Below are 17,215 nucleotides of genomic sequence, written 5' to 3'. Positions count from 1 at the left end.
CGCCCGACCGGACCCGCCCGACCGAATCTGTCCGACCGAACACAAGGAACCGATGAACGACGCAGTGGACCACGGGAGCGACGAGCACATGGGGAAGGCGGCGCGTGCCGGGGAGCACGCCGGCGTCTGGTCCGGCAGCTGGGTCGCGGAGCGGCTCGGTGTCGAACTCGCGGGGGACGACGCCCTCACCGGCATGCTGGGACTCGCCCTGCGCCGCAACCCCAAGCGCGCCCACCTGCTCGTGTCCAACGTGCTGGGCAAGCACGTCCCGCAGTCCCCGTCCGTCGTGTACGGCCACGGTCTCACCCTCGGCCACCGCGTCCGCGACCTGCTGGGCGCCGAGGAGACCGGCCGGGCCGTCGTCCTCGGCTACGCGGAGACCGCCACCGGCCTCGGCCACTCGGTCGCCGACGGCCTGGGCGACGCCCCGTACCTGCACTCCACCCGCCGCCCGGTCACCGGTGTCGCCCGCGCGGGCGGCTTCGAGGAGTCCCACTCGCACGCCACCTCCCACCTGCTGCTGCCCGAGGACCCGGCGCTGCTGGCCGGCGACGGGCCCCTGGTCCTGGTCGACGACGAGTTCTCCACCGGCAACACCGTCCTGAACACCGTCCGCGCCCTGCACGAGCGCTACCCGCGGGACCGGTACGTGGTGGTGGCCCTGGTCGACATGCGCTCACCCGCCGACGCCGGGCGCCTGGAGGACTTCGCCCGCGAGATCGGCGCCCGCGTCGACCTGGTCACGGCAGCCTCGGGCACGGTGCGCCTGCCGGCGGACGTCCTGGAACGGGGACAGGCGCTGGTCGCCCACCACGAAACGGAGGCGGCGGAAGCCTCCCGGCGTCCGGGGGCGGAGGCAGGACCCGAGGCGGCCGACGACCCCACTGCCCCGGCATCCGACGTGCCCGGCGCGCCCGACTCCGCCGCCCCGGCATCCGACGTGCCCGCACGTCCCGGCCCGGTGGGAACCGGCGCCGTGCCCCGTGTCGAGCTGAGCTGGCCCCGTGGCGTGCCCGACGGAGGACGGCACGGCTTCACGCCCGCCCAGCGCGACCGGCTCGAGGCGGCCCTGCCCGCCATGGCCGCCCGGATCGCCGAGGCACTGCCCACCGGCGCGCGCCGCGTCCTCGTCCTCGGCTTCGAGGAACTGATGTACGCCCCGCTCCGACTGGCCTGCGAACTGGAGCGGACCGTCGATGCCGAGGTGCGTTACTCCACCACCACCCGCTCGCCCGTCCTCGCGGTCGACGACCCCGGGTACGCGATACGCACCCGCCTGGTCTTCCCCGCCCACGACGACCCCGCCGACGGCCCCGGCGAGCGCTACGCCTACAACGTCGCGGGCGGTGGGTTCGACGCCGTCGTCGCCGTCGTCGACTCGGCCGCCGACACCCCCGCCCTGCACGCCCCCGATGGACTGACGGCCCGGCTCGCCGCGCACGTCCCGCACGTCCTGCTCGCGGTCGTCCCGTCGTACGAGCCCGGACCTCCCGGCTTTCCGCACGCTCCCGAAAGGCCCCCGATGCTGCCCGAGCCCCTGCGCGGCCCCGCCTTCTCCTCGTACGCCCCCGACGAGGTCGGCTGGCTGCTCCAGGACCTCTCGGAGGTGACGCTGGAGGCGCCGACCGAGGAGCGCGAGGAGGCGATCCAGCGAGGCGGCGCCCACTACGCGGAGTCGCTGCCCGTCGAGTACCAGCCCAGCGAGCAGTACCAGGAACTGTTCCACGCGGCCCTGGAGGCGTCCGCCGCCCGCCTCGCACGGGCCGTCGGCGCCGTCACCGAGATCGTGCTCACCGAGCGGTCTCCGCGCCCGGTCCTGGTCTCCCTCGCCCGCGCCGGCACGCCGGTCGGCATCCTGATGCGGCGCTGGGCCCAGTACCGCCACGGCCTCGACCTGCCGCACTACGCCGTGTCGATCGTCCGGGGCCGCGGCATCGACGCCAACGCGCTGCGCAGGCTGGCCGCCGACCACGATCCCGCCGACGTCGTCTTCGTCGACGGCTGGACCGGCAAGGGCGCCATCACCCGCGAACTCGCCGCCGCACTGCGGGACTTCGAGGCCTCCGACGGCATCACCGGCTTCGACCCGGAGATCGCCGTCCTCGCCGACCCGGGCTCCTGCGTGCGCACCTACGGCACCCGCGACGACTTCCTCATCCCCTCCGCCTGCCTCAACTCCACCGTCTCCGGCCTGATATCCCGCACTGTGCTCCGCGCCGACCTGGTCGGCCCGCACGACTACCACGGCGCGAAGTTCTACCGCGACCTCGCCGGCGCCGACCTCTCGGCGGCCTTCCTGGACGCCGTCTCCGCCCGCTTCCCGGAGGTCGCGGACACCGTCGACGCGCAGGCCAAGGAACTCCTCACCGCCGACCGCGCCCCCACCTGGGAGGGCTGGGCCGCCGTCGAGCGCATCAGCGAGGAGTACGGCATCCACGACGTCAACCTCGTCAAGCCCGGCGTCGGCGAGACCACCCGCGTGATGCTGCGCCGGGTGCCCTGGAAGGTGCTCGCCCGGGCCGGTGCGGGCGCCGACCTGGACCATGTGCGGCTCCTGGCCGAGCAGCGGGGCGTCCCCGTGGAGGAAGTCGCCGACCTGCCCTACACCTGCGTCGGACTGATCCACCCGAAGTACACGCGGGGTGCGACCGGCGCCGACGGCAGGGCGGTGACGCGCTGATGCCGGTGCTCGTCGCGAGCGACCTCGACCGCACGCTCATCTACTCCGCCGCCGCCCTCGGCCTGACCATGCCCGACGAGCGGGCGCCCCGGCTGCTGTGCGTGGAGGTCTACGAGGGCAAGCCCCTCTCCTACATGACCGAGACGGCCGCCGGACTGCTGACCGACCTCGGCGGCACGGCGGTCTTCGTGCCGACCACCACCCGGACCCGTGAGCAGTACCAGCGCATCAGCCTGCCCGGCCCCCCGCCCCCGTACGCGATCTGCGCCAACGGCGGCCACCTGCTGGTGGACGGCGTGTCCGACCCCGACTGGCACGCACGGGTGACCGCGCGGCTGGCCGACGAGTGCGCCTCGCTGGACGAGATCCGCGACCACCTCATGAGCGCCGCCGACCCGGTGTGGGTGCGCAAGCAGCGGGTCGCCGAGGACCTGTTCGCCTACCTCGTCGTCGAGCGCGAGCTGCTGCCCGAGGACTGGGTGAAGGAACTCGCGGTCTGGGCCGAGAACCGCGGCTGGACCGTGTCCCTCCAGGGCCGCAAGATCTACACCGTGCCCAAGCCGCTGACCAAGAGCGCCGCCGTGCGCGAGGTCGCCCGCCGCACCGGCGCCGAACTCACCCTGGCCGCCGGCGACTCCCTCCTCGACGCCGACCTGCTGCTGGCCGTCGACCGGGGATGGCGCCCCGGCCACGGCGAGCTGGCCGACTCCGGCTGGACGGCACCGGCGATCAGCGCTCTGCCCGAGCGCGGGGTGCTGGCGGGGGAGCGGATCCTGCGGGAGTTCCTGCGTGCGGCGAACCCGGCTCGCTGACTCCGCCGGCGTCCGGACGCCCGGCACCGCCTCCGGTGCCGGGACGGCCGTCGTCGTCACCGGCCGGCGGCCGTATGCCCTGCCCGCCGTCGCGTTCGCGGCCCCGCCTGCGATGGCCGGCTCCCGGCCGCAGCAGACGCATCCCTATGAAGACCAGCACCGCCAGCACGGCGAGCGCGAGCACCACCTTCGAATAGGCGGAGACGACGCGGGAGACCTCGGACCAGTTGTCCCCCAGCGCATAGCCCGCGAGGACGAACGCGGTGTTCCAGAGCGCGCTGCCCAGCGTGGTCAGGGCGAGGAAGGCGGGCAGCCGCATCCGTTCGACACCCGCCGGCACGGAGATCAGGCTGCGGAAGATCGGTATCATCCGGCCGAAGAACACCGCCTTGGTCCCGTGTTTGAGGAACCACGCCTCCGTCTTCTCTATGTCGGACACCTTCACCAGCGGCAGCTTCGCCGCTATCGCCACCGTGCGGTCCCGGCCGAGCAGGGCGCCTATCCCGTACAGGGCGAGCGCGCCGATCACCGACCCCGCCGTCGTCCACAGCAGGACGGCGATCAGGTTCATCCGGCCGGAACTCGCCGCGAACCCGGCGAGCGGCAGGATCACCTCGCTCGGCAGTGGAGGAAACAGGTTCTCCAGAGCGATGGCGAGGCCGGCGCCCGGTGCGCCGAGCGCGTCCATGAGGTCGTTGATCCACTGCGGTGCCGCACCGCTGTCCGCGGCCGGTTGCGCTGCGATGGCTGTCATGACGACCACGCTAGGAAATCGCAGCTGAAGGGGCCCTGAGGAAGACCGCAGGATCGCATGCGGTGTACCGGAAGCGGGAATTGAGGTTTTCCGCAGTGCGCGCCGCTGCCGCGCCCGACTAGCCTCGCGATCATGCGAGACATGGCGCGACGCGTAGTGCGGTGCGGGGTGGGCCTGATCATGGGGACCGCCGCGGCCGTCGTCGAGCTGCTCTTCGCCCTGCTGGCCGGTGCGGCCCTGCTGCCGGTGGTGGCCTGGCCGTCGGGACGTCGTGCCGTGCTGCGTCCGGTCCACGCGGGCGCGCGGAGACTGGCGGAGCTGGAGCGGGGCCGGCTCGGGATGTGGCTCGGCCTCCGTGTCCCGCCCGCGTACGAGGACGCGCGGGCGCTGAGGTACGTGGCCTGCCGCGGGGCCCTGGGCGTCCTGGGCGGCGTGGTGATACTGACGGCGGCGATCGGCCTGGGATACGGCACCTTCGGGCTGTACGGCTGGCTCCTGCTGGACGACATACGCGACCCCGGGTCGTTCGTCCTCGGCAGTCTGGGCGGCTTCTTCCTCGTGTTCCTCGCCGTGCAGGGGATGTTCGGCGTGGTCGGACTGGAGCGGCAGTTGGCGCGTCACTTCCTCGGCCCCCGCCACCAGGAGGAGCTGGAGCGGCGGATCGCCGAGCTGTCCGCCAGCCGGGCCGCGGTGGTCGACGCGGTGAACGATGAACGGCGCCGTATCGAGCGGGACCTCCACGACGGTGTGCAGCAGCGTCTCGTCGCCCTCGGCATGCTGCTCGGCCGGGCCCGCCGCAGCCAGGACGCGGACCGCCGGGACCGGCTGCTGGGCCAGGCCCACGACGAGAGCCGCCGCGCCCTGGACGAGCTTCGCGAGGTGGCCTGGCGGATCTATCCGACCACACTGGACGAGGCGGGGCTGCGCGCGGCGCTGGAGACGGTCGCCGAGCGGGCGTCCGTGCCGGTGGGAGTGGCTTACGACCTCGACCAGGAACCCGAGCAGGCGGTGGCGACCGTCGCGTACTTCGTCGTCTGCGAAGCGGTCACGAACGCGGTCAAACACGCGGCGCCGACCCGTATAAGAGTCGCCGTCAGAGCGGAGGAGAAACGGATGTACGTGAGCGTCCAGGACGACGGCTGCGGCGGGGCGAATCCAGCCGGCAGCGGACTGTTCGGGCTCGCCCGGCGCGTCGCCGCCCTCGACGGCAGCCTCAGCGTGGTCAGTCCGCCGGGCGGGCCCACCCTCGTGGCCGCGGAGCTGCCATGCGGGTGATCCTCGCCGAGGACTCGACCCTGCTGCGGGAGGGGCTGGTGCGGCTGCTGGCGGAGGAGGGCCACGAGGTGATCGCGGCCGTCGGCAACGCGGAGCTGCTGCTGAAGGCGGTGGCCGAGGACCGGCCGGACGTGGTCGTCGCAGATGTCCGGATGCCGCCCACCCACACCGACGAGGGGCTGCGCGCGGCCCTGGAGATACGCGAGCGCTGGCCGGAGGTCGGGGTGCTGGTGCTCTCGCAGTACGTCGAGAAGCGGTACGCGACGGAGCTGCTGACCGGAGAGACGGAAGGGGTCGGATATCTGCTCAAGGACCGGGTGGTCCAGATCGACGAGTTCCTGGACGCGCTGGAACGGGTGGCCGCCGGACGCGCCGCGTTCGACCCGGAGGTCGTTCGACAGCTGCTCGGCCGCACCACGCACACCGACCTGCTCGCCCGGCTCACCGTGCGGGAGCGGGACGTACTGGCGGAGATGGCGCAGGGCCACACCAACGCGGCGATCGCGCGTCGGCTGCACATCTCGCAGAGCGGGGTGGAGAAACACACCAACGCGATCTTCGAAAAGCTGGAACTGACCGGGGGCGAGGGCTATTCGCGCAGAGTGCTGGCGGTGCTGCGGTACCTGGGGAGCTGACGCGAGCCGAAGGGAGCAGAGCCGGTCGGACACCCCGGCGTCCCCGCACCGGGCCGCGCCCCCGCACCGGGCAGGGGCCGGCCGCGTCCGGACCGCAGTCTCTCAGCCGCAGCAGCCTCCGCCGCAGCAGCCGCCACCGCCTCCGCCGCCCGCGCGGGGCGCCGGGGCCGGTGCGGAGGACGAGCCGCCGACGGCGACCGTAGACAGCAGCTTCACCGTGTCGTCGTGGCCCGCCGGGCAGGGCGCGGGGGCGGAGGACTCGGCCATGGGACGGCTCAGTTCGAAGGTGTCGCCGCAGCTGCGGCAGCGGTACTCGTAGCGAGGCATGCGCACAGGTTAACCGGCGGCCCCGGGCGGGCGGCCCCGGTGGCGGAAGCCGGACTCAGTGCCCGCTTCCCCGCTCCTCGCGGATGCGCGACACCACGCCGGCGACCGTTCGGCGGACCGCGTCCGTCTCCGTCAGGAAGTGCCAGTAGTCGGGGTGCCGGCCCTCCAGGGTGGTGATCGCCCGTTCCAGCCGGGCCACGGCGTCGTCCAGGGGGCGCGCGTGCCGCGGGTCGGGGGTGTTGCGTCCCGCCATGGCGAGCCGCTGGGCATCGCGGATCGCGAACCGGGTGCGTTCGATCTCCTGCTGGGGGTCCTTCTGCACGGCGTTCAGCTGCCGCAGCCGGTCGCCGGCGGCGGAGACGGCCTCGTCGGTGTCGTTCAGCAGCGCCCGGACCGTCGACAGCAGGGCGGTGGCGTCGGGCCAGCGCTGCTCGTCGCGGGCACGCTGCGCCTCGGCCAGCCTGCGCTCGGCCTGGCGCACCGTTTCGGCGGCCTGGTCGGGCACGTGCTGGAGGTCCTGCCAGCAGGCGGCCGTGAACCGCCGCCGCAGCTCGCTCAGCACCGGTTCGACCTGTCCGGCGCGGGTGGTCAGGGCCTGGGCGCGGGTGCGCAGGGAGACGAGGCGGTGATCGATCTCGGCGGCCCGCTCGGGCAGCCGTTCGGCCTCGGCGCGGACCGCCTCGGCCTCCCGGGTGACCCGCTCGGCCCGCTCCAGGGTCTGCGGCACACCGTGCTGTCCGGCGCCCTGGTTCAGCCGGGTCAGCTCCGGGCTCAGAGCGGCGAGACGGGCGGCGAGGTCGTCCGCCTTCAGGCCGGCGCCCCGTGCGGCGTCCAGGGCCTCGGAGGCGGCGAGCAGGGTCTGCCGGGCCCGCTCGACGGCGGGGGCGAGCCGGGCCAGCTGGGTCTCGGCCTTGCCGAGCAGCGGGCCGAGCCCTTCGGCGAAGCGGTCCAGTTCCTGCTTGACCCGGCCCAGCTCGTCCTTGGCGGCGGCCAGTTCGGTGCGGGCCCGGGAGGCGACCGACGCCTCCAGGTCGTCCCGGTCCAGGTCGTGGGCGTCGACGGCGCTGATGTACCGGCCGCTGGCCTCGTCGATGCGCCGGCCCAGCGCCGCGAAGTGGTCGACGGCGCGCCGGGCGGCGGGGGAGGGGTCGACGGCCGCGATCGTCTCGATCGAGATCCGCAGGTCCCGCTGGGCGGTGTCCAGTTCGTAGAAGGCCGCGGCGGCGGCGTCCTTCGCGGCCTGCGCCTCGGCCCGCTGGCTCTCGGCCCGCCCGCCGAACCAGCGCCGGGTGCCGCCGCCGGCGAACGCGGCGGGCAGGGCGAGCGCGGCGAGCAGCGGCAGACCCAGCAGGGTGAGCGTGTCACGGAGCGCGCCGGGCGGGCGCCGCCCCGCGGACCGGTGCGGCAGGCGCGGCGCGCGCGGCACCATCGGCGAGTACGGCTGCGATGGTGTCGCCGTCACATCCCTCTCCCGTGTCGTCCGTCCTGCCCGGGTTCATTCTCCCACCCGTAAGAGACGAACACACGGGCCGGTCAGTTCGCGGTCCGGACCGTGACTTTGCCGTCCCGGGTCCGCGCGGTCACCACGTGGGAGCTCGCGTCGTCGCGGGGCACGGACACGTGGACGGAGCCGTCGTCGCTGTCGGCGGACACCTTGTACGTGGCCCGGGGCAGGTCGACCGTGACGGAGCCGTCGTCGCTGCGGGTCTCCACCAGGTCCGGGACCGCCCCGAGTTCGAGGCGGACCGAGCCGTCCTCGGTAGACGCGGCCACCCGGGGCGAGGACACCTTCGCGCGCAGCGATCCGTCGTCGCTGTGCAGGGCCAGCGGCCCGGTGGTGTCGCTGACGCGCACGGACCCGTCGGCCGTGCGGATGTCCAGCGCGTCCCGGAAACCCCGGGCCTGGACGCTGCCGTCGTCGGTCTTCACCGTGACGGCGATGCCGCGCGGCACTTCCACACGGTGCTTGGTGGCGCAGTCGGCGACCAGGCCGGAGCAGTGGGTCCGCAGTTTCAGCCGGTCGCCGTCCATGCTCCAGGTCACCTCGGGGTCGGAACCGAGGGCGACCGAGCCCTTGAACCACCGGGTCACGTCGATCTCGCCGGACGTGTTGCCGTCGGCGGCGACGATCTCCAGCGCGGAGTCGTCGGCGTCGACGGTGAGGGTGGAGCCCCGGAGAGCGAAGGACCGGTGGTCGGGGTCCTTGTCCTCCTCGGCGGAGGAGCAGGCGCCGAGCCCCGCGACGAGGACGGCGACGGCGCCGGCGGCGGCGAAGGCGCGAGCGGTGACGGTACGGGCGGCCATGACGATCTCCCCCTGGGACGGACGGCGAGGCACCGCACCGGGACTGCCCGGGTGCCGGGCTCGGTGCGGTGACGTTCCTGACCGTACGGACCGGGGCTCCGCGCGGGGATCCGGGCCGCTCCCGGATGCGGGGTGGGGTTAACCCCCGGCCGGGGCCCGGGCTCGAACGCGTTTGCCGGACAGTGCCCGGGGCCATGTAGGCTGTCGACTCGTCCCGGGTGCGTAGCTCAGGGGTAGAGCGCCTGCCTTACAAGCAGGATGTCGGCGGTTCGAAACCGTCCGCGCCCACCAGGGCCGGCGTCAGCGCCGGTCGAGAGGCCCCCGGATATCGTCCGGGGGCCTCTCGCGTGCGCCTGCCGAGGGGGCCCTAGGCGTCCTGCTCCGGCCGGGCCTCGTGGACGTGCTTCAGCGCCGTGCGCGCGTCCACGCGGTCGGGGCCGGTGGCCTCGGACCAGTAGCGGTGGGTGCTGACGAAGACGGCGAGCTCGCGCTCGCGCTGCCGGAGCTTGTCCACCTCGGCCTGTTCGTCCTCCGACCAGCCGGGCGAGGCGGGGCGCTCGATCTTGCGCCAGCCGTTGTCGTCGCTGAAGCCGTCCAACGGTGCGACGGACCAGGGGAGCCTCTTCAGCAGGGCCGACAACTCGGCCCGGACCTGACGCAGTTCCTCCTGACCGGCGAGGAGATCACTGGGGAAGTCATAGGTCGTAGCCACGCCTCAATGATACGTCTGTTCGATTTTGAGGCGCGCGTTCCCTTGGGTGGTTCATGCGAACGAGTGGCCCTGGCGCGAGTGCCGTACGCGCCGGCCGGGGGAGGAGACTGGAGTCATGTGCCGCAGCATCAAGACGCTACGCCCGCCCGTGCTGGCCGAGGAGGCCACCGAGGACGAGATCAGGGCCGCCGCCCTCCAGTACGTGCGCAAGGTGTCCGGGTTCCGGGCGCCGGCCGCGCACAACCGGGAGGCCTTCGACCGGGCCGTGGAGGCCGTCACCGCGGCCACGGCCGAACTGCTGGCCGGCCTGGAGGTACGGGGAGGCGCGCGACGGGAGGGGTGACGCCGCTGCCGTGACCGGCCTCCCCGGGCCCGTTACGAGGCTTCGCCGGCCTGTGGCTGTCGGCGCATCAGGTATGCCGCGCCCGCCCCCGCGCCGAACAGCGCGAGCAGGGACACCCCCGTCGCCAGCCAGCTCGCCCCGAGCCACTGGCCGCCGAAGTAGCCGAGGGCGACGCTGTAAGCGGCCCAGGACAGGCCCGCGAGCGCGGACCAGGGCAGGAACTCGCGGACCCTGCGGTGGGCGGCTCCGGCGACGAGGGAGACGACCGAGCGCCCGGCCGGCGCGAAGCGGGCCAGGACGACGAGCGCGCCCCGGGCGCCCCCGCTGCGGGCGAGCACCCCGCCGAGGCGTTGCTGCGCCGTGGTCAGCCGGCGGGACCGGGCGATCGCGCGGTCCAGACGGGCTCCGCCGCGCCAGGCCAGACGGTAGGCCACCAGGTCGCCGAGGACGGAGGCGGTCGTGGCGCACAGCAGGAGGGCCAGGATGTCGGGGACGTCGTGCGGCACCTTTCCGGCCACCGCCGCACCCGAGCCCGCGGCCGCCGCCGTGGCCGCCGTGATCACCAGTACGCCGCTCGGCAGCACCGGCAGGAAGACGTCGAAGAGCACCGAGAGGGCCACCAGCACATAGATCCATGGGCTGCTGACCAGTGCCGCGACATTTCCGAAACCCTCGACCACCACACACTCCCGTGAAGCCCCCGTGGACCGGACCGTGCCGCGGTACGCGGGGAAACGGCAGGAGCGGTCGATGACAGCCATACAGCGTACGCCTGAGGTGTGACAGTTGGTTCACAGGGGGCTCGCGCGCACGGCGCGGAGGGTTCACCCGGCCGCCGCGGACGCGAGGCGGCGCCCACCCCCGCACAGGGGTGGGCGCCGCCCTGCGTCGGGGTCAGGCCGCGACGGGCGTCTGCTCCGTGGTCTGCTCCTCCGGCTCGGACGTGCGCCGGGACAGGACCCGGTCCAGGCCGAAGGCGCCGGAGCCGGTGAAGGCCAGCAGCAGGAAGGCCCAGCAGAACATGGCGGAGGCCTCGCCGCCGTTCTCCATCGGCCACAGGGCGCCCGGCTGGTGCACCTTGAAGTAGGCGTACGCCATCGAGCCCGAGGCGACGACCGCGGCGGCGCGCGTGCCGAGGCCCAGCAGGACGAGACCGCCGGCGACGAGCTGGATCACGGCGGCGTACCAGCCCGGCCAGGTGCCGGCCTCCATCGTGCCGCCGCTTCCCGGGGCGCCGCCGAGCACACCGAAGAGGGAGGCGGCGCCGTGGCAGGCGAAGAGCAGGCCGACGACGATGCGGAACAGGCCGAGGGCGTAGGGCTGGGCGCTGTCGAGGCGTTCGGTCATGTGGGGGAGCTCCTTCGGTCGGATCGGCCCGTGAGGGGGCCGGTCGGGGACGGAACCGAGTGGGCTGCCCACGTTAGGTGACCCTAAGCAGTACTTGCAAGTTCAACATTTGGCCACGGCTTGGCTTCGGGTTACTGGTTCGTAGGAGAAACCACCGCACGTACGGGTCGTCCCACGCACACCGCCAAGCCCTGCGGGCTGACCGAAACCCGCGCACACCGCCGGCCCGCGCGGGTCGGCCGAAGCCCGCGCGGGGCCCGGGGCTCGGAGACGCTGACGCGGATCCCGGCGCAGAACGGCGATGGGAGCGAACGTCCCGGCGTCACGCCGTCCGCGCGTCGCTCTGCCGGGACATTCGCTCCCATCGGGGACTTCAGCGCCCCTGCCGAGGGCTCAGCGCCTCCCGTCGAGGCCCGGAGCGCGGAGCCGGGGTCCCGCGTCGGCTCCCTGCGCCAGCTCCCTGTCCGTGATCGTCCGCAGCGTCGTCGTCCCGTCGCGTTCCGACCGGGCCTGTTCCAGGCGCACCCGGGCCGAGCGCCCGCGCAGGGTCAGCGTCATGAGCTGGTTGCCGAACCAGGGGCCGCCGGCCTTGCGCCAGGAGACCGCCGGAGGCGCACAGCGCCCGTGCCGGGCGAAGCGCCGCCCGAGGGCACGCGCCGGGGCGCTCCAGCCGAAGCGGAAGCCGAGCCGGATCGAGAGCGGCACGGAGTTGTGCACGGGGGAGCAGGTCAGCTGCACGACCCGGGCGTCGGGGCCCCGGCCCGGCCAGGACGGCTCGGCCACGTAGGCGTGGTGGACGTCCCCCGACAGCACGCTCACCGTCGCGGGCGCCCCCGGACCCGTCCCGGCGTCGGCGATCAGACCGGCGAGCGCGTCGAAGGAGGCCGGGAACGCCGCCCAGTGCTCCAGGTCCGCCCCGCGCCTGATCCTCTCCCCGAGCCGTGCCCAGCGGGCGCCCCGTTCGCCGCCGCACAGCGAGGCGTTCCAGGCCTCGACATCGTGCACCAGGTGGGGCAGCAGCCAGGGCAGGGAGGTGCCGATGAGGAGGTGGTCGTAGGCGCCCCCGCCGTCACCCCGCCCGTCCAGCACCTGCTCGCGCAGCCAGGCGGCCTCGCCCGGGTCGAGCATCGACCGCCGGTCCTCGTCCAGCACGCGGGCGGCGCGGGAGTCCACCATCACCAGCCGTACGCGGCCGAAGTCGCGCCGGTAGCTCCAGCGGACGGCGGCCGGGTCGGCGTCGGCCCGCGCGGCGAAGTCGCGCAGCGCGTCGGTGCCGTCGGGGGTCGCGCGGACGGCCGCGTAGAGCGGGTCGGCGGACAGTTCGGCCGGGGAGAGGTTCCCCAGGTGCTGGTACACCCAGTACGACATCAGGCCGCTCAGGATCCGCTCGCGCCACCAGTCGGTGGCCCGCATGTCGGCGACCCAGGCGGCGGAGGTGTTCCAGTCGTCGATCACGTCGTGGTCGTCGAAGACCATGCACGAGGGCACGGTGGACAGTAGCCAGCGCACCTCCGGGTCGCTCCACGACTCGTCGTAGAGCCGGGTGTACTCCTCGTAGTCCGCGACCTGCTCGCCCGGCGGTTCCGCCGGGTCGCGGCGCCCGGCGATCCAGCGGCGGGTCTCGTCGGAGACCTCGTCGGCGTACACCTGGTCGCCGAGCAGCAGCAGCACGTCGGGCCGCGCCCCCCGCGGGTCGGCCGCGACGCGGGCCGCGAGGGTGTCCAGGGCGTCCGGGCCCACCGGGTCCTTGCCCCCGGCGGGCGGCGCGGCCCATCGGCAGGAGCCGAAGGCGACGCGCAGGCCGTCGTCACCGGCGGGCGTGGCGATCACCGGGGGCGGGAAGCGCGAGTCGGGCGGCGGCCACACGCGCGCGCCGTCGAGGAGCACCTCGTACTCCGTCGCCGTCCCGGGCGTCAGGCCGCTCACCGGGACCAGGACGTAGTGGTGGCCCGCGATCTGGAACGTGCGGGCCCTGCCTCCCGCGCCGTCGGCGCAGCGCACCTCGGCGGTGCAGGGGCGGCTCGTCTCGGCCCAGACGGTCGCGGACGAGCCGTCGTTGTACCTCAGCAGTGGTCCCAGGCGCAGTCCCGCCATGGCGATCCCCTCCTCCGTCGCCCCGTACGGTACGGAACGACGGAGGGCGCGCGGGAGTGTCCGCGCCGGGGCGGGGGCGGCCTCAGCGGCCCGCGAGCGGCCTCAGCAGCCCGCGAGCTGGTTCTGCAGCGCCGACTTCTCGGCGGAGTCGACGGACAGGCCGTAGTAGTACTTCACCTGCACCCACGCGCGCACGTACGTGCACCGGTAGGCGGTGCGGGAGGGCAGCCAGGTGGCCGGGTCCTGGTCGCCCTTGGCCTGGTTGACGTTGTCGGTGACGGCGATGAGCTGCGGGCGGGTCAGGTCGTTGGCGAACGCCTGACGCCGGGAGGTCGTCCAGCCGCTCGCGCCGGAGTCCCATGCCTCAGCGAGCGGGACGAGGTGGTCGATGTCGAGGTCGGAGGCGGCGGTCCAGGTGGCGCCGTCGTAGGGGGAGTACCAGCTGCCCGCGGTGGCGGCGCAGGAGGAGTCGGTGACGACGCCCGTGCCGTCGCGCTCGAGGACCGTCTCGCGGGTGTTGCAGGTGCCCGACTGGGTGATCCAGTGCGGGAAGAGGGAGCGGTCGTAGCCGGTGCGGTTCTCGGCGGCCACGGGGAGGGAGGCGAGGTAGGAGCGGGCGGTGGCGGCGCTCACCGGGGTGGGCAGGGCGGCGGAGGCGGCCGGGCCGCCGAACAGCCCGGCGGAGGCTATGAGTCCGGTGAGCGCGGCGAGGACGGCGAGGCGTCGACGCGCGTAGAACCTGGGCATGCGAACTCCCTCGGGGGGGTGGGGATGTCGGACGCGAGCGGGGGAATGCTCGCGACGCCGCATGGCGCGCGGATGTGCGGCCGGTAAGAAGTTAGTGACGTGTGCATGGCACGTCTATGGGGGCGGTGGGACTTTCGCCCCCCGGGGCCGCCCGGGGGCTCGCGTACTATGGACGGCGCAGAAGGGGAGTAGCTCTTCGCCGGACCGTCGACATACTGCTCAGCTCGTCTGAGCCGGCGCCCGGAGGCGGACCCCGGTCACGGGGCCGCCAGCGAGACCTTCGGCAAGCAGTGCACGCCCGTGCCGTACGGCGGGGGCGACCGTGTGCTGCCGTGCCGAGGTGTCGTTCGCGCAGGACCAGCACTCTCGGCGGGGCGGCCCCGACCGATAGAGGATTCCTTGATCAGCCTGACCGTGACGGCGCTCGTCTTCGGCGTCGTCTTCCTCGCCGAACTCCCGGACAAGACCGCGCTCGCCGGTCTCGTCCTCGGCACCCGCTACCGCGCCTCGTACGTCTTCGCCGGCGTCGCCGCCGCCTTCCTGCTGCACGTCGTGCTCGCGGTCGCGGCCGGCAGCGTGCTGACCCTGCTGCCGCAGCAGATCGTGCACGCGGTGACGGGTGTGCTGTTCCTGGGCGGCGCCGCGGTGCTGCTGATGAAGAAGGACGACGAGGACGAGGAGATCCGCAAGCCCGAGGACCAGTCCTTCTGGAAGGTCGCCGGGGCGGGCTTCATGCTCATCCTGGTCGCTGAGTTCGGCGACCTCACGCAGATCATGACGGCCAACCTCGCGGCCCGCTACGACGACCCGCTCTCCGTCGGCCTGGGCGCGATGCTCGCCCTGTGGGCGGTGGCCGGGCTCGGCATCGTCGGCGGGAAGGCCCTGATGAAGCGGGTGCCGCTGGCGCTGATCACCAAGATCGCGGCGCTGCTGATGCTGGGCCTCGGCGTGTGGAGCCTGTGGGAGGCGGTCACCGGCTGAGCGGGCGAACGGCGGGTGAACGTTCACCCCGGGACGGGGGTACATCGCCCGGGGCGGTGGCGCGATCCCCCGGCCGTTTTGTACCGTGGAGAAACAAAGTGGCTCCCGCCCGTTCTCCCTGACCGGCGGGCGGGGCCGCCTTGTTCCCTCCCCGCGCCTTGGAGTCTGCCGATGACGGCCACCACCACTGTCCTCCCCGCCCGTGCCCTGCTGCTCGACATGGACGGCACCCTCGTCAACTCGGACGCCGCCGTCGAGCGCGTCTGGCGGCGCTGGGCCGACCGGCACGGACTGGACGGCGACGAGGCCATGAAGGTCGTCCACGGACGGCAGGGCTACGCCTCGATGGCGCTGCTGCTGCCGGACCGGCCGATGGAGCAGAACCACGCCGACAACGCGCGGATGCTCGCCGAGGAGACCGCCGACACCGAGGGTGTCGTGGAGATCGCCGGGGCACGGAAGTTCCTGGCCTCGCTGCGGGGGCTGCCGCACGCGCTGGTGACCTCCGCGGACGTCGCGCTGGCCGGCGCGCGGATGGCCGCCGCCGGGCTGACGCTGCCGGATGTGCGGGTGACCGCGGAGTCGGTCGGTGCGAGCAAGCCGGATCCGGAGGGGTTCCTCAAGGGTGCGGCGGAACTGGGGGTCGATCCTGCGGACTGCGTCGCCTTCGAGGACTCCGGGGCGGGGATCGCGGCCGCGCGGGCGGCGGGGATGCGGGTCGTGGGGGTCGGGCCGCGGGCCGGTGCGCACGGGCCGGACGTGGTGGTGCGGGACCTGACGGAGGTGCGGGTGGAGAGCCTCGGGGGCGGAGAGCTGCGGCTGCACGTCGGCTGACGGGTGGGCGGCGTCCAGGGGGCGTGCGGGTGCCGCGTCGGTGAGAGGGGGCCCGCGCGGGTGGCGGGGTCGCGGGCAGGGGGCGCGGCCCGGCGCCGGCGGGATGCCGCCGCGCCCACCCGTGCCGCCCCGGGGGCACCTCCCAGGCCGTTCAGGCACTGGGGGAGGCACGATTGCCCGCGGATTGCGCGGATTGCGCGGATTGCGCGGATTGCTCGGATCGCGCGGTTGACGGCGGGGCGCCCGACGTCAGGGCCGGCGGGTTTCCGATTCCAGCATCCGGCGGGTCGCTTCGTCGTAGACGCCCAGGGCGTCGGTGCGGATGCCGCGGGCCCACTGGTAGGTGCGGACCGAGTCCTCGACCTGGCTGTTGTAGTTGCCGTTGATCTCGCCCGTGTACAGGTAGAGCTGGGCCAGGCGCTGCTGGAGTTCGGCGACCTCGGCGCCGTGGTCGCCGCGGTGCAGGGTTCCGCCGCCGTCGGGGCGGTCGTCGTCCTCCCCGTCGCCGGGACCGGGGGCGGCGGCGCTCGACGCGGTCGCGGTCGGCTCGGGCGACCGGGACGGTGTCGGAGAGGCGCTCGACGCCGACGCCGACGGGGACGGGGACGGGGAGGACGAGGGGCTCGCGCTCGCCGACGCGGACGCTGACGCGGATGCGGACGGGGACGCGGTGGCCGGCCCGGTGGACGGCGGGCTCGGCTCCGGTGCCGTCGAGGACGTGGTGACCGACGGGGCCGGGACGCTCGCCCGGACCTCGCCCGGCAGGGCGCCGTCCCGCGACGGCGACTCGTAGGAGAACAGTCCGCTCGCGTACCCCGCCGCCCCCACCACGACCACGACCGCCCCGGCGGCGCTGAGCAGCACGCCCCGCCGCCGCCCGCGCGGCCGGCGGTCACCGTCGCCGTCCGGCACGGGATCCAGCGGCGCCGTCGACGCCGGGCCGCCCGCCGCCGAGGCGTCGAACAGGCGCAGGTCCCGGTCGCTGGGCGCACCGGCCGAGGGCACCAGCGGCGTGGGCAGCACGGACGTCGCCTCCGTGGCCGACGGCCCGGCGTCGACCGCGCGCAGCGTCATCGTGGCGTCCGCGTCCGCATCCGCATCCGCGTCCGCACCCGCGTCCGTCTCCGGCAGCGGTGCCGTGGCCTCACCGGCACCGCCCAGCTCGACGTACGGCCGGATCCGCAGCGGGTCGAAGTCCTCCGCGGCCGCCGCCTGCGCCGTACGCGCGTCGCGCAGGGCGTCGGCCGCGCGGGGCCCGCAGGCGCAGGACGGCGTGTTGTCCGCCTCCCTGGGCGCTCCGCACTCCGGGCACGGGTGCCCCGAAGGCCGCCCCTGCGGCTCCCGCGACGGCTTCTGCTGCTCCACGCTCG

General features: G+C 74.2%; 17 protein-coding genes and 1 tRNA gene. 8 read left to right on the top strand and 10 right to left on the bottom strand.

Features of this window, described 5'->3' with window-relative positions; genetic code table 11:
* Positions 1-88: 88 nt before the first annotated feature.
* Both ACIRFH_RS08325 and ACIRFH_RS08320 read left to right on the top strand, forming a co-directional pair.
* The gene (locus tag ACIRFH_RS08325; RefSeq protein ID WP_403518263.1) at positions 89-2,680 is read left to right on the top strand and encodes a phosphoribosyltransferase domain-containing protein; all 2,592 of its coding nucleotides are present in this window, start codon (positions 89-91) and stop codon (positions 2,678-2,680) included.
* A complete protein-coding gene (locus tag ACIRFH_RS08320) occupies positions 2,680-3,492 on the top strand; it encodes an HAD family hydrolase (protein ID WP_403518100.1) in 813 nt (270 codons plus the stop codon). Before ACIRFH_RS08325 ends, ACIRFH_RS08320 begins: the two co-directional genes overlap by 1 nt.
* Here ACIRFH_RS08320 and ACIRFH_RS08315 read toward each other — a convergent pair.
* Positions 3,410-4,246 (bottom strand): DedA family protein, encoded by an 837-nt coding sequence (locus ACIRFH_RS08315; protein ID WP_403518099.1) that lies wholly within the window; start codon positions 4,244-4,246, stop codon positions 3,410-3,412. The genes ACIRFH_RS08320 and ACIRFH_RS08315 overlap by 83 nt on opposite strands.
* A gap of 132 nt (positions 4,247-4,378) precedes the next feature.
* Here ACIRFH_RS08315 and ACIRFH_RS08310 point away from each other — a divergent pair, with 132 nt between their 5' ends.
* Positions 4,379-5,521, top strand: coding sequence for a sensor histidine kinase (locus tag ACIRFH_RS08310; RefSeq protein ID WP_403518097.1), 1,143 nt, complete (start codon positions 4,379-4,381; stop codon positions 5,519-5,521).
* Positions 5,512-6,156, top strand: a complete 645-nt coding sequence (locus tag ACIRFH_RS08305) for a response regulator (protein WP_403518095.1) — start codon at positions 5,512-5,514, stop codon at positions 6,154-6,156. The genes ACIRFH_RS08310 and ACIRFH_RS08305 overlap by 10 nt, the downstream gene beginning before the upstream one ends.
* 102 nt (positions 6,157-6,258) lie before the next feature.
* On the opposite strand, the gene ACIRFH_RS08300 is transcribed toward ACIRFH_RS08305, so the two are convergent.
* The 3 genes from ACIRFH_RS08300 to ACIRFH_RS08290 form a co-directional block, all read right to left on the bottom strand.
* Positions 6,259-6,483 (bottom strand): zinc ribbon domain-containing protein, encoded by a 225-nt coding sequence (locus ACIRFH_RS08300; RefSeq protein WP_403518093.1) that lies wholly within the window; start codon positions 6,481-6,483, stop codon positions 6,259-6,261.
* A 55-nt stretch (positions 6,484-6,538) separates the two neighbouring features.
* Positions 6,539-7,945 (bottom strand): hypothetical protein, encoded by a 1,407-nt coding sequence (locus ACIRFH_RS08295; RefSeq protein ID WP_403518091.1) that lies wholly within the window; start codon positions 7,943-7,945, stop codon positions 6,539-6,541.
* A 71-nt stretch (positions 7,946-8,016) separates the two neighbouring features.
* Positions 8,017-8,787 (bottom strand): DUF4097 family beta strand repeat-containing protein, encoded by a 771-nt coding sequence (locus tag ACIRFH_RS08290; RefSeq protein ID WP_403518089.1) that lies wholly within the window; start codon positions 8,785-8,787, stop codon positions 8,017-8,019.
* A 216-nt stretch (positions 8,788-9,003) separates the two neighbouring features.
* Between ACIRFH_RS08290 and ACIRFH_RS08285 the strand changes: the two genes are divergently transcribed.
* A tRNA-Val gene (locus tag ACIRFH_RS08285) sits at positions 9,004-9,078 on the top strand.
* Positions 9,079-9,154: 76 nt separating this feature from the next.
* On the opposite strand, the gene ACIRFH_RS08280 is transcribed toward ACIRFH_RS08285, so the two are convergent.
* Positions 9,155-9,499, bottom strand: a complete 345-nt coding sequence (locus ACIRFH_RS08280) for a hypothetical protein (RefSeq protein WP_403518087.1) — start codon at positions 9,497-9,499, stop codon at positions 9,155-9,157.
* A 115-nt stretch (positions 9,500-9,614) separates the two neighbouring features.
* Between ACIRFH_RS08280 and ACIRFH_RS08275 the strand changes: the two genes are divergently transcribed.
* Positions 9,615-9,842: a DUF2277 domain-containing protein gene (locus tag ACIRFH_RS08275; RefSeq protein WP_403518085.1), complete on the top strand. Its 228-nt coding sequence runs from the start codon at positions 9,615-9,617 to the stop codon at positions 9,840-9,842.
* A gap of 32 nt (positions 9,843-9,874) precedes the next feature.
* Here ACIRFH_RS08275 and ACIRFH_RS08270 read toward each other — a convergent pair whose 3' ends face one another.
* The 4 genes from ACIRFH_RS08270 to ACIRFH_RS08255 all read right to left on the bottom strand — a co-directional run bounded on the left by ACIRFH_RS08270 (position 9,875) and on the right by ACIRFH_RS08255 (position 14,030).
* Positions 9,875-10,522: a DedA family protein gene (locus tag ACIRFH_RS08270; RefSeq protein ID WP_403518084.1), complete on the bottom strand. Its 648-nt coding sequence runs from the start codon at positions 10,520-10,522 to the stop codon at positions 9,875-9,877.
* Between the two features lie 214 nt (positions 10,523-10,736).
* Positions 10,737-11,189, bottom strand: a complete 453-nt coding sequence (locus tag ACIRFH_RS08265; protein ID WP_403518082.1) for a DoxX family protein — start codon at positions 11,187-11,189, stop codon at positions 10,737-10,739.
* A 393-nt stretch (positions 11,190-11,582) separates the two neighbouring features.
* Positions 11,583-13,283 (bottom strand): alkaline phosphatase D family protein, encoded by a 1,701-nt coding sequence (locus ACIRFH_RS08260; protein ID WP_403518080.1) that lies wholly within the window; start codon positions 13,281-13,283, stop codon positions 11,583-11,585.
* Positions 13,284-13,385: 102 nt separating this feature from the next.
* Positions 13,386-14,030 (bottom strand): HNH endonuclease family protein, encoded by a 645-nt coding sequence (locus ACIRFH_RS08255; protein ID WP_403518078.1) that lies wholly within the window; start codon positions 14,028-14,030, stop codon positions 13,386-13,388.
* A 399-nt stretch (positions 14,031-14,429) separates the two neighbouring features.
* Between ACIRFH_RS08255 and ACIRFH_RS08250 the strand changes: the two genes are divergently transcribed.
* Entirely contained in the window at positions 14,430-15,011 is a 582-nt protein-coding gene (locus ACIRFH_RS08250) for a TMEM165/GDT1 family protein (protein ID WP_403518076.1), read from the top strand.
* A gap of 171 nt (positions 15,012-15,182) precedes the next feature.
* A complete protein-coding gene (locus ACIRFH_RS08245) occupies positions 15,183-15,845 on the top strand; it encodes an HAD-IA family hydrolase (RefSeq protein ID WP_403518074.1) in 663 nt (220 codons plus the stop codon).
* 249 nt (positions 15,846-16,094) lie between these two features.
* On the opposite strand, the gene ACIRFH_RS08240 is transcribed toward ACIRFH_RS08245, so the two are convergent.
* On the bottom strand, positions 16,095-17,210 hold the full coding sequence (locus tag ACIRFH_RS08240; RefSeq protein WP_403518072.1) for a peptidoglycan-binding protein: 1,116 nt from the start codon (positions 17,208-17,210) through the stop codon (positions 16,095-16,097).
* Between the last annotated feature and the right edge of the window lie 5 nt (positions 17,211-17,215).

The sequence above is a fragment of the Streptomyces sp. NPDC093586 genome (genome assembly GCF_044764905.1).
GTDB lineage: Bacteria > Actinomycetota > Actinomycetes > Streptomycetales > Streptomycetaceae > Streptomyces.
The sequence above is the reverse complement of the archived record's forward strand: the minus strand, read 5'-3'. Positions and strand labels throughout refer to the sequence as shown.

Coding starts and splice junctions, on each gene's coding strand:
- ACIRFH_RS08305 (WP_403518095.1), top strand. CDS start 5,512: ATGCGGGTGATCCTCGCCGAGGACTCGACCCTGCTGCGGGAGGGGCTG.
- ACIRFH_RS08260 (WP_403518080.1), bottom strand. CDS start 13,283: ATGGCGGGACTGCGCCTGGGACCACTGCTGAGGTACAACGACGGCTCG.
- ACIRFH_RS08310 (WP_403518097.1), top strand. CDS start 4,379: ATGCGAGACATGGCGCGACGCGTAGTGCGGTGCGGGGTGGGCCTGATC.
- ACIRFH_RS08275 (WP_403518085.1), top strand. CDS start 9,615: ATGTGCCGCAGCATCAAGACGCTACGCCCGCCCGTGCTGGCCGAGGAG.
- ACIRFH_RS08315 (WP_403518099.1), bottom strand. CDS start 4,246: ATGACAGCCATCGCAGCGCAACCGGCCGCGGACAGCGGTGCGGCACCG.
- ACIRFH_RS08320 (WP_403518100.1), top strand. CDS start 2,680: ATGCCGGTGCTCGTCGCGAGCGACCTCGACCGCACGCTCATCTACTCC.
- ACIRFH_RS08290 (WP_403518089.1), bottom strand. CDS start 8,787: ATGGCCGCCCGTACCGTCACCGCTCGCGCCTTCGCCGCCGCCGGCGCC.
- ACIRFH_RS08245 (WP_403518074.1), top strand. CDS start 15,183: ATGACGGCCACCACCACTGTCCTCCCCGCCCGTGCCCTGCTGCTCGAC.
- ACIRFH_RS08325 (WP_403518263.1), top strand. CDS start 89: ATGGGGAAGGCGGCGCGTGCCGGGGAGCACGCCGGCGTCTGGTCCGGC.
- ACIRFH_RS08265 (WP_403518082.1), bottom strand. CDS start 11,189: ATGACCGAACGCCTCGACAGCGCCCAGCCCTACGCCCTCGGCCTGTTC.
- ACIRFH_RS08255 (WP_403518078.1), bottom strand. CDS start 14,030: ATGCCCAGGTTCTACGCGCGTCGACGCCTCGCCGTCCTCGCCGCGCTC.
- ACIRFH_RS08300 (WP_403518093.1), bottom strand. CDS start 6,483: ATGCCTCGCTACGAGTACCGCTGCCGCAGCTGCGGCGACACCTTCGAA.